General features: G+C 38.5%; 13 protein-coding genes. 6 read left to right on the forward strand and 7 right to left on the reverse strand.

Features of this window, described 5'->3' with window-relative positions:
- Positions 1-114 precede the first annotated feature (114 nt).
- Positions 115-879 carry an MBL fold metallo-hydrolase gene (locus Q8907_07950; GenBank protein MDP4274194.1) on the reverse strand — a complete coding sequence of 255 codons (765 nt, stop codon included), beginning with the start codon at positions 877-879 and terminating at the stop codon, positions 115-117.
- A 203-nt stretch (positions 880-1,082) separates the two neighbouring features.
- Here Q8907_07950 and Q8907_07955 point away from each other — a divergent pair, with 203 nt between their 5' ends.
- Complete coding sequence (locus Q8907_07955; GenBank protein MDP4274195.1) at positions 1,083-1,790, forward strand: SAM-dependent methyltransferase; 708 nt, start codon at positions 1,083-1,085, stop codon at positions 1,788-1,790.
- A 3-nt stretch (positions 1,791-1,793) separates the two neighbouring features.
- Here Q8907_07955 and Q8907_07960 read toward each other — a convergent pair whose 3' ends face one another.
- The 4 genes from Q8907_07960 to Q8907_07975 form a co-directional block, all read right to left on the reverse strand.
- Complete coding sequence (locus tag Q8907_07960) at positions 1,794-2,732, reverse strand: FKBP-type peptidyl-prolyl cis-trans isomerase (protein ID MDP4274196.1); 939 nt, start codon at positions 2,730-2,732, stop codon at positions 1,794-1,796.
- A gap of 84 nt (positions 2,733-2,816) precedes the next feature.
- Positions 2,817-3,683, reverse strand: coding sequence for an FKBP-type peptidyl-prolyl cis-trans isomerase (locus Q8907_07965; GenBank protein ID MDP4274197.1), 867 nt, complete (start codon positions 3,681-3,683; stop codon positions 2,817-2,819).
- 31 nt (positions 3,684-3,714) lie between these two features.
- Positions 3,715-4,245 (reverse strand): FKBP-type peptidyl-prolyl cis-trans isomerase, encoded by a 531-nt coding sequence (locus Q8907_07970; GenBank protein MDP4274198.1) that lies wholly within the window; start codon positions 4,243-4,245, stop codon positions 3,715-3,717.
- Positions 4,246-4,256: 11 nt separating this feature from the next.
- Positions 4,257-5,288, reverse strand: coding sequence for a DHH family phosphoesterase (locus Q8907_07975; protein ID MDP4274199.1), 1,032 nt, complete (start codon positions 5,286-5,288; stop codon positions 4,257-4,259).
- A gap of 114 nt (positions 5,289-5,402) precedes the next feature.
- Here Q8907_07975 and ndk point away from each other — a divergent pair, with 114 nt between their 5' ends.
- The gene (gene ndk, locus Q8907_07980) at positions 5,403-5,822 is read left to right on the forward strand and encodes a nucleoside-diphosphate kinase (protein ID MDP4274200.1); all 420 of its coding nucleotides are present in this window, start codon (positions 5,403-5,405) and stop codon (positions 5,820-5,822) included.
- A gap of 110 nt (positions 5,823-5,932) precedes the next feature.
- Here ndk and Q8907_07985 read toward each other — a convergent pair whose 3' ends face one another.
- Together Q8907_07985 and Q8907_07990 are read right to left on the reverse strand one after the other, a co-directional pair.
- Positions 5,933-6,223: a DUF721 domain-containing protein gene (locus Q8907_07985; GenBank protein MDP4274201.1), complete on the reverse strand. Its 291-nt coding sequence runs from the start codon at positions 6,221-6,223 to the stop codon at positions 5,933-5,935.
- 3 nt (positions 6,224-6,226) lie between these two features.
- The gene (locus Q8907_07990; GenBank protein MDP4274202.1) at positions 6,227-7,336 is read right to left on the reverse strand and encodes a DNA replication/repair protein RecF; all 1,110 of its coding nucleotides are present in this window, start codon (positions 7,334-7,336) and stop codon (positions 6,227-6,229) included.
- A 188-nt stretch (positions 7,337-7,524) separates the two neighbouring features.
- Here Q8907_07990 and Q8907_07995 point away from each other — a divergent pair, with 188 nt between their 5' ends.
- The 4 genes from Q8907_07995 to Q8907_08010 all read left to right on the forward strand — a co-directional run.
- Positions 7,525-8,214 carry a tetratricopeptide repeat protein gene (locus Q8907_07995; protein ID MDP4274203.1) on the forward strand — a complete coding sequence of 230 codons (690 nt, stop codon included), beginning with the start codon at positions 7,525-7,527 and terminating at the stop codon, positions 8,212-8,214.
- Between the two features lie 67 nt (positions 8,215-8,281).
- A complete protein-coding gene (gene ribH / locus Q8907_08000; protein MDP4274204.1) occupies positions 8,282-8,797 on the forward strand; it encodes a 6,7-dimethyl-8-ribityllumazine synthase in 516 nt (171 codons plus the stop codon).
- Between the two features lie 237 nt (positions 8,798-9,034).
- Positions 9,035-9,544: a UpxY family transcription antiterminator gene (locus tag Q8907_08005; GenBank protein ID MDP4274205.1), complete on the forward strand. Its 510-nt coding sequence runs from the start codon at positions 9,035-9,037 to the stop codon at positions 9,542-9,544.
- Between the two features lie 67 nt (positions 9,545-9,611).
- On the forward strand, positions 9,612-10,133 hold a 522-nt coding region (locus tag Q8907_08010; GenBank protein ID MDP4274206.1), incomplete at its 3' end, for an SAM-dependent methyltransferase.

A 10,133-nucleotide genomic window follows, 5' to 3' on the forward strand; every position in this document is an offset into this window, starting at 1 on the left:
CGCCATCAATGAAAAATTTCAGACCTTTTATCACATTTCTCTGAATTACCTCATTACCCCATTAACCCATTAACCCATTAACCCATTATCTCATTATCCCATTATCCCATTATCTTATTCCATGTCCACCGTCAGTCCGTCATAAGCTAAAGTGACGTGAGGGGGCAGTTCCTTTTGCACGTCTTTGTATAAGCCCATCTGATGTCCAATATGGGTAATAAATGCCTGTTGCGGGTTTATTTCCCGGATAATTTCAAGGGCTTCCGAAAGACAGAAATGGGAGAGGTGCTTTTGTTTTCTTAATCCATTAATGACCAGGCATTTGGTGCCGGCCATCTTCTTTTTCTCCTCGTCAGAAATAAAATTTGCATCGGTGATGTAGGTGAAATCAGCAATTCTATATCCCAATACCGGCAGGTGATAATGAATTACCCTTATGGGCTGTATGCTGATATCCTCGATGTCGAAGGTTTGTCCGTCGATCTGGTGCATGTTTACCTGGGGAACGCCAGGATATTTCCTTTCAGTGAAAATATAGGGATATTCCTGCTTGATGGCTTGTTGTACCCGTTCTTCGGCATAGATATCCGAGGGTCTCTGGGAAATGTAATTAAAAGCCCGCACATCGTCGAGCCCGGCAACATGATCCTTGTGCTCGTGGGTATATAAAATGGCATCGAGTTGTTTGACTTTGGCTCTTAACATTTGCTGGCGAAAATCAGGTCCGGTATCTATCACCAGCACTTTATGCTTATATTCAATTAATACCGAACTTCTTAATCTTTTGTCATGAGTATCGGCCGATTGGCAAACAGGACAATTGCAAGCGATCACCGGAACCCCTTGCGATGTACCAGTACCTAAAAAAGTAATTCTCATTAAAATGAATCCTTTACAATTTTTCTCAAAAAATCGTTTTACGCAAATCTACTCAATTATTTCTGCTAAAGAAAATGTTTGTTGATATCTGAAATTGAAGGGCGTTTTAAATAAATTATTGAATTTCACATATCTAAGTTGTAATCCTATTCTCAATAATGGATTTTAAGGGTTTTATTTTACTTTTGGAGAAAAAATTAATTATGTCCGGAAAGTTATATCTCATTCCAAACACCTTGGGGGAATACAATATAGATCAGGTAATTCCAGCTCATGTAAAAAATATAGTCAATACATTGGATTATTTTGTGGTGGAGAATGAACGTACTGCCCGCAGGTATCTCAGCCGAATGGGTATTTCCAAGCCCATCGACCAGCTCTTTTTTACTGTTTTGGATGAGCACAGCCGTAATGAAGAGGTGGAAAGCATGCTGGCCCCCTTATTCAAAAATTTTGATGTGGGAATTATCTCTGAAGCCGGCGTGCCTGCCGTTGCCGATCCGGGCAGTGCCTTGGTGAACCTTGCCCATAAACATCAGATACAGGTTATTCCGCTGGTTGGGCCTTCATCGATAATCCTTTCCTTGATGGCCTCGGGATTAAACGGGCAAAATTTTGCTTTCCGGGGATATCTGAAAATAAAAAAAGAAGAAAGGCTGAAGCAGATAAGAATGCTTGAGAAATGTTCGCAGGTTGAAAAACAAACCCAGATATTTATTGAAACTCCATACAGGAATGAACAACTGTTCGATGACCTCGTATCCAACTGCCAGCCGGAAACCCTGCTTTGTATAGCTGCCGATATCACTTTGTCTACAGAGTTCATTTCAACTAAAGCCATTAAAGAATGGAAAAAGAAAAAGCCGGACATTAAAAAACGCCCGGCCATCTTTCTTCTTCAACGATATTGATATTTAGTTGACTTTTACATCGTACAATAAAGTAGTATAGGCAGGAATAGTAACATAGTAGGTAAGGGCATAAGGTGCAGTTCCTCCATAAAACCCAAGGTAATAAGGAACAATAAATACTGATTCTTCGCCTTTTTTCATGCACCTGAGGCCTTCGTCAAAACCGGAATTCAGCACGGTACTGGCAGTTAATTTCACATTGGTAGCTGTATCACACAAGAATGTCCGGCCATCCAGGTATTTACCTACATAACTGACGGATATGACATCCCCGTTTTTAATCACAGACCCTGAGCTCTGTACTTTCTTGTAATAATACAAACCTGAGTTTGTGGAATCAGCTGGTGTAAGGGGAGTACTTTTCAAAAAGTTGTTTATTTGTTGTCTTTCGTAGGCCACCGGGTCGTGAATAATTTTTACTAGATGTACTGTATAAATTAAAGTTGAATATTTGGGAACATTCGTATATTCATATTCCCCAAGGGCTAGATCAGAGGGGATGAGTAATGTTGCTGTCTGACCTTCTTTCATCAGCTTAATGCCTTCATACACGCCATACAAAAAATTATATGGGGATAACTGAAATTTCGAGTTGCCATATACAATTTCAGAATTATAAAGTCCATTTTGTTGGGCTACTGCAGAGTCTGTAGTTAGAATTGTTTTTCCTGTGGAAAGGACTTTCCCTGTAAATTCAACGAGAACAAAATCACCACTGTCAGGTTTAGCGTCTAAAGTGGTTTTTGCAGAATCAAGAATAAAATATAAACCATCCTTTTGGGGTGTTGCATTGGGATAATTCTTACTGACGTATTCCTGAAGTAACTGTTTTTCTTTTGCTTTTTGTTCGCTTGAGTCATCCTTATTACATCCTGTAAACAACAAACTTCCCCAAAAAGCTGAAAACAAAAGGGAAAATAACAAATACTTTTTCTTATTCATAAACTGATTATTTATTGAGATTAAAAAGACTTAATTTTATTAATGAAGATGATTTTAAATACCAAAAGGTTGCTTCAAAAGTAATTATTTTACTGATTTAAGTTCAACTTCAAAAATTAACGAAGTGTAAGGGGGAATAATACCCGTTGAGGAACCCGCTTTTCCAAATGCCAGTTCTGAGGGCAGTATGCAAAGCGCTTTATCTCCCTGCCGCATCATTCCAATAACTTCTTCCAAACCTTTTATTACCTGCCACTGCTGCCCATAAACAAACTGTAATGCCTCATGCCTCATTTTTGTTGAATCAAAGAATTTACCATTTAAAAATTTACCTTCGTAATCTATTACTACTGTATCTCCTTTTTCAACTTTTTTCCCCGTTCCTTCATTCACTTTTAGAAAATATAATCCACTGGGTGTGGGTTTGAAATTCAATTTCTTTTCCTCCATAAACTGTCTGAGAACTACTTTTTCGTATTGGCCAAGATCTTCTGTCCAATTCATAAAGGCTTCCTTTTCTTGATCATATTCTTTTTCGGTCTGAATATTAAGCATTTCAACGTTTACTTTCATTTTATTCCCGGGTTTGATAAAATGAGGTAGGTCGGTGTGAAGGGTTTTGTGAAAAAAGCTACCGGCATCAATAATAAAAGTAGCCGCATCCCCCTGGGCAAGCATAAGGAAACATTCTTCAATTGAACCCTGATATTCGGGTGCTAATAACTTGAATTTTCTATGTTCGTTAAAAAAAACGGAATCATTAAAGGTTTTGTAGGTAATATTGATGGTAATATAATCCCCAACCACTGCTTTGTTGGTGTTTTCACCTATTTTTTCCAGCCTGAAATTTATCCCTGAGGGGGTTTCCGAATAGCCGCTATATTTTGGCGTCCTGACACAGGACATGACCGACGACAGGATAAAGAACACCAGGGTGATTAGGTTTTTCATGATTGTATTACCATAATTTTAGATATAAAAACTACTCATCCACAATTTTGACAATTTCGATATCGTAAACGATAACGGAAAGAGGAGGAATTTTATTTTCATCACCCAGTAACCCATGGGCCATATAGGGGGGCATGATCAGCCTGGCTTTGTCACCCTCTCTGAGAAACAAAATACCTTCTTCCAACCCGCTTTCCACACCTCCCTGTCCGATGCGGAAGTGCGCAGGATAACCTATTTTTGAATGATAGCAAACTGTTCCGTCGAGCAGACTAATGGAATAGTTATAAACTGCTATCTTACCCGGTTCGGCCTTTTTCCCTTTCCCTTTTTGGTAGATCTGATACCACAAGCCCGATTTGGTGGCCTTCATGTCCCACTGCTGGCGCCTGACGAAATTCCTTATCAGAATTTCGTCCTTGTTGACCAGAAATTTATTGACACGTATAAGGGATTCCCCATTTTTGGCAAGTTCAGGAATTCCTTTTTTCTGTTTTTCCCATTTACAGGATGAAACCGAACTTAATAATAAAATGGCAATTCCAAATTTAACAAAATTCAAATAATTCATTTTTAATATTCTAATTCTTTTTTGAACAAAGGAAGCAGGGCTTCAAATTTGCTGATTGTCTCGTTCAGGGGTAGCAGTGATTTGCCACCTGAGGCATTTTTATGGCCTCCTCCCTCAAAGTGGGTCTCGGCAAATACATTGGTGGCAAAACTTCCTTTTGACCTGAATGATATGCGTATGCTTTTGTCCTTCTGCTCTGTCAACAAGGCACTGAAAATAATTCCCTTGATGGACAGGGGATAGTTGACAAAGCCCTCCGAATCGCCTGTATCAAATTTATAACGCTGTTGTTCCTCCTGATTTAGGCTGATGTAAGCCGTATGATATTCGGGGAGAACCACCATCTTTTCGCTCAGGCAATATCCCAAAAGTCTCATTCGGTTTTCAGAAAAATTATCGTAAACCAGGCTGTATATCCTATCTTTTTCAATCCCAAGGTTCAAAAGTGCAGCCACAATCTCAAAGGTGCGCATTTCTGACGAATTGAAACTGAAATTGCCTGTATCCGTCATGATACCCACATACAGGCATTCGGCTATTTCTTTGGTGATCAGGTCTTTTTTGCCTGTCCCTTCCATGAATTCATACACCAGTTCCGCAGTGGAACTTACCGAGGTGTTTGAGAACAATAAATCATATTCGGGTTGGGGGTGGGGATGATGATCTATCAATATTTTTATACCCTTTGCCGATTGCAGGCAGTTTTCCAATCCTTCGAAACGATTGGAAGCATTAAAGTCGAGGCAGAAGATTATTTCGGCTTCTTCAATAATTCTAATAGCTTTGGCCTTTCTCCTGGTAAAAATCACCACCTCTCCATTTCCCGGAAGCCATTGTAAAAATTCAGGATATGGATTTGGGGTCATGACTTGTACGTCGTGGCCCATAGCCTTCAGGAATAATCCCAATCCCAGCAAAGAACCAATTGCATCTCCATCCGGATTGGTGTGGGTAAGGACAGCTATTTTCTTTTTTGATGCCAGCAACTTTCCTGCTTCAAGGAACTGTTGCTGAAATATTTTTTGTGAATTCAAAACTAAAAAAATTATAAGTGTTCAAACCTACATGAATTTTTAATATTAGACAAACGCAGTACAAAAAATCGAAAAATAATTTCTAATTTCGTGGCCTTTAAAATTTATATTTTTATGAACGGAAATTTAACATTTACAATTATTAAACCTAATGCTGTAGAAAAAAATCACAGCGGAGAAATCATTAATAGGATTGAGAATGCCGGATTTGAAATCAAGGCTCTTAAGAAAGTAAAATTAACACGCTGTGTAGCTGAAAAGTTTTATGCTGTCCATAAAGACAAGCCATTTTTTGACAGTTTGGTTAGTTTTATGAGTTCAGGTCCTGTAATTGTTGCAGTTTTACAGAAAGATAATGCTGTTGAAAGTTTCAGGGCATTTATTGGCAGCACAGATCCTGCAAAAGCAGCAGCAGGTACAATTCGTAAAGATTTTGGTGAATCTATTGAAAAGAATGCTGTTCACGGCTCCGATAGCGATGAAAATGCTATAATAGAAGGAAACTTCTTCTTCTCTGCTTGCGAAAGAGTTTAAGTTTTAAGAATTTTTTTCATTGTCGATTGGCTTTTGCCAACGGCAATGGGGAAAATAACTTAATGTGTATATAAGAAAGATATATTTTCTGCTTGTTTTTGAAGGATGGTTTAGCTGATCACTATATCATCTATCATTTTTTCACCCGCATTTTTATTCATCGCCTCTATAATTCCCTGCCTCATCATCACCAGCTCGTTACGGGCAATTGAAGAAGTCATTTTTACAAACAATACCCGGTTTTTGAGTGCGATACTTTTGGTATAACGTGCAACTGTCCTGCCCATAACCGATTCCCAGGAACCTATCAACCTGATTTCCTTAAGTTTCTGGTCAATTTGTAATTCTTTCAGATATTCCTGTAAGACAGCTCCAATGGCTTGTGTTTCACATCTCCGCATTTCCTATTGTTTTAATTCAATTTCCCCGTTGTCTTTAACGGTGAAAAATTTATAATCGATCGAGGTGCTGGTCAGAATTTCCTCCAGTCGTTCGCTGCTGGTATCCGTAATAAAGATTTGCCCGAAATTTTCGTCAGCCACCAGTTTGATGATTTGCTTCACACGTTGGCGGTCAAATTTATCAAAAATATCGTCCAGAAGCAAAATCGGCTTGATATTGTTGATGTTTTTCAGAAAATCAAACTGGGCAAGTTTGAGGGCAACCAGGTAGGTTTTTTGTTGTCCCTGGGAACCGGACTTTTTGATTGGGAATCCATCCAGGTGAAGCAACAGGTCATCCTTGTGAATCCCCGTTGTGGTAAATTGCAGGATGCGGTCTTTTTCCTGCGACTGTTCAAGCAGTTGCTTAAAGGGGGTGTGATGTAACTGAGACCTGTATTCAAGTTCAACTTTTTCATGGCCCAGTGAAACAAATTCATAATAATGTTGAAAAACGGGTAAGAGTTCAGAAATAAACTCAACCCTGCGCTGGTAAATTTTTTCGCCCAGGTTAATGAGCTGAATATCCCATATTTCCAACAACTCGCTGTTGAAATTCCCTACTCTGGCAAAATCCTTCAACAGCCTGTTCCGCTGATTAAGTGCCTTGTTGTATTGTATGCAGTTGTCCAGATACAGTTTGTCATATTGAGAAATGACCGAATTGATGAATTTCCTCCGTTCTTCGCTTCCTTCAATAATGAGGCTGCTGTCCGAAGGCGAAATCATCACCACAGGGAATAATCCTATATGATCGGATAATCTTTCGTATTCCTTATTGTTTCTTTTGAAAATCTTTTTACTGTTCCGCTTGATGCCGCAATAAATATTTTCAGTTTGTTCGTTACGGTTAAATCCCCCCTGGATAACAAAAAAATCCTGGTTATATCTAATATTTTGAAGATCTGAAAGGTTAAAACTGCTTTTACAGAGGCATAAGTAATAAATTGCATCGAGCATATTGGTTTTCCCCATGCCATTATTCCCGGCCAGACAATTTAATTTGGGGGAGAAAGTCAATTCGGCGTTTTCGTAACTCTTGAAATTTATTAAGGATATATTTTTAAGGTACATTTTGTAATATGCAATATTATAAGCTGCAAAAGTAGAACTTCTTCGCAAACAAAATTTTTAAAATAATTCTAAATATATCATAAAAAAAATTACTTTTGCCATACTTTCATCAATCTGTTATTTTGAAACACCATCAGAATATCATTGGTTTTAACGAAGTACATTTAAATAAACTATTATCAAGGAAAATGGCAAATAAAAACAATTACAAGGAAGAACCTATCGAAGAAGTAGAAAATGCGCTTAGCCGTACTGAATTATTCATCGAAGAGAATCAGAAAAGCCTTATCATCATAATATCGGCAATTATTATTTTGGTTGGTGGTTATCTGGGTTATAAAAAATTCATTGTCGCACCTAAAGAAAAAGAAGCTCTTTCGCAGATGTTTGTAGCCGAACAATATTTTGAAAAAGACGATTACAAAGAAGCGCTCAACGGAGATGGAAACTACCTTGGATTTAAAGATATTATTGACGAATACGGAATAACAAAGGCAGCTAAATTGGCTCAGTATTACAGCGGTATCTGCTGCCTTCATCTTGGTCAATACCAGGAGGCTATTGATCACCTTAAAAAATTCGAAACCAAGGATAAAATGCTCGGGCCTATTGCCCTAGGAGCTATGGGTGATGCTTATGTTGAATTGGGAAACCTTGATAAGGCTGTTCAGTTTTATGAAAGAGCGGCTTCTAAAAACGAAAATGATTTTACGGCTCCAATTTATTTGATGAAAGCCGGACAGGTTTTTGAAGAAATGGGAAAATATGATAAGGCGCTGGAAATGTATCAAAAGATTGATTATCGTTATCCCAAAACAATGGAAGGCCGTCAGGTTGAGAAATACATAACCCGTGCAAAATTAAAATCAGGAAAATAAGTTTAATACTTGCATACAATTGAAAAGTATCAATTATTTGATACTTTTTTTTTAACTTAAGTAAATTATGTCGACTGATAATAAGAATTTATCGGAATATGATGCCGATACAGTGCCTTCAGCAGCAGATATGAAGTTTGGAATCGTTGTTTCCGAATACAACAACGATATAACAGAAGCTGTGTTCAATGGCACATACAAGACCTTGTTAAAACATGGTGCTAAGGAAGAAAATCTGTTGAAACGGTATGTGCCCGGAGGATTTGAACTTACATTGGGGGCCCAGTTCATGGCCGAATATACCAATGTGGATGCGATAATTTGTATCGGATGTATCATCAGGGGTGAAACGGCGCACTTCGACTATATCTGCGACAGCATTACCAAGGGCTTGACCGATTTAAACCTTGAATACAATCTGCCTTTCCTGTTTGGCGTATTGACCACCAATAATTATGAACAGGCCCTGGAACGGTCGGGTGGAAAACGGGGCAATAAAGGTGATGAAGTTGCCATAGCTGCCATTAAAATGGTTGCTCTTAAAAGGGAAATGGAAAAGAGGGGGGTACGGACCAAAATATAACCCTTTCTAAGGTCGTAAAATGTTTTAGGAAGCCTGGCAATTACCGCTTGAAGAAAATGTTGCCTCGGGTTTCTATGCCTGTATTAACCAGAATGGCCGCAAAGGAACTTAAATTTATCAGCATTTTATTATCAGGATTTTGACAAAAAATCAGAATTTTGTAGTAGATAAAAATTGGTTTTTACTATTATCGTTTCTTTGTGAATAGTGCCGTGATTATCATAAAAATCAAATTCTATGGCCGATACCGTTGAGCAGTGGTATGCTTTTTATACCAAACCGCGGGCAGAAAAAAAAGCAGCTTCAGATATGTCTAAAGCAGGGATCACCTATTACCTCCCTTTGCATAAGGTAATGAGGCAATGGAGTGACCGCCGAAAGGAGGTGGAAGTTCCCTTGTTTACCTCTTACATTTTTGTTCACATTGACCCTGTTTATCGCATGACTGTACTCCAAAGTCCAAGTATTGCCAGGTCGGTCACTTTCAGGGGAGAAATGGCACCCGTCCGGGATATTGAAATTGAAGCCATTAAGCGGTACCTGTCAGAGGATGATATACTGTCAATTGAAGAAATTGATAACATTGAAGTGGGTGACGAGGTGGAAATTACCCGTGGGCCTTTAAAAGGAATTTTTGGTAAGGTAGGACTCTGGAAAGGCAAGCATAAGGTCGTGGTTGAAATTGAATGTGTTAATCAAAAAATTGCTCTGACTATTGCTGGAAATCAGTTGAAGGGGGTACATTAAGTTTACCCCTATAATTTAATTTTTAACTCAATATATTCAATCATTCACTACATCATTTATTTCACCCATGTGCAGGAATAATATTTTTCTTAAATGTTTAAAATATAAGTCTACCGCACGTCATCGTAAGGGATTTGGGATACATTCTCCCTTTGTATTTGATTTCATCAAAAATGTACTTTGCAACAAAGGCAAAAATGAGATTTTTAGAAAAATAGAGGGGTTGCGAAAGGAATTGCAGCATGATCAAAGCTGCATACAAATTGAAGATTTTGGTGCAGGTTCACGGAAATTTCAGCACAGCAGCCGGGAATTAAGCCGTATAGTAAGATATTCGGCAATACGGCCTAAGTATGGGCGGATGCTTTTTAATTTGGTCAGGTATTTTGAGCCTGAAACAATCCTGGAATTAGGAACCTCAACAGGCATAAGTACCATGTATCTGGCCTCGGCCAGACCGGAGGCAAAGGTTATTACCATTGAAGCTGATTCTTCCTTGGCTGATTTGGCCCAAAAAAATTTCAAAAGGTTGGGGTTGAATAATATCCGTCTGATTCGTGGACGTTTTGATGATAACTTACCTCTTTTA

The sequence above is a fragment of the Bacteroidota bacterium genome (assembly GCA_030706565.1).
Classification (GTDB): Bacteria; Bacteroidota; Bacteroidia; order Bacteroidales; family JAUZOH01; genus JAUZOH01.

What these genes read in the sequence shown, in the direction of transcription:
- Q8907_07960 (MDP4274196.1), bottom strand. Translation starts at nt 2,732, where the DNA reads ATGAATAAGAAAAAGTATTTGTTATTTTCCCTTTTGTTTTCAGCTTTT.
- Q8907_07990 (MDP4274202.1), bottom strand. Translation starts at nt 7,336, where the DNA reads ATGTACCTTAAAAATATATCCTTAATAAATTTCAAGAGTTACGAAAAC.
- Q8907_07985 (MDP4274201.1), bottom strand. Translation starts at nt 6,223, where the DNA reads ATGCGGAGATGTGAAACACAAGCCATTGGAGCTGTCTTACAGGAATAT.
- Q8907_07965 (MDP4274197.1), bottom strand. Translation starts at nt 3,683, where the DNA reads ATGAAAAACCTAATCACCCTGGTGTTCTTTATCCTGTCGTCGGTCATG.
- Q8907_07995 (MDP4274203.1), top strand. Translation starts at nt 7,525, where the DNA reads ATGGCAAATAAAAACAATTACAAGGAAGAACCTATCGAAGAAGTAGAA.
- Q8907_07950 (MDP4274194.1), bottom strand. Translation starts at nt 879, where the DNA reads ATGAGAATTACTTTTTTAGGTACTGGTACATCGCAAGGGGTTCCGGTG.
- ribH (MDP4274204.1), top strand. Translation starts at nt 8,282, where the DNA reads ATGTCGACTGATAATAAGAATTTATCGGAATATGATGCCGATACAGTG.
- Q8907_07955 (MDP4274195.1), top strand. Translation starts at nt 1,083, where the DNA reads ATGTCCGGAAAGTTATATCTCATTCCAAACACCTTGGGGGAATACAAT.
- ndk (MDP4274200.1), top strand. Translation starts at nt 5,403, where the DNA reads ATGAACGGAAATTTAACATTTACAATTATTAAACCTAATGCTGTAGAA.
- Q8907_08005 (MDP4274205.1), top strand. Translation starts at nt 9,035, where the DNA reads ATGGCCGATACCGTTGAGCAGTGGTATGCTTTTTATACCAAACCGCGG.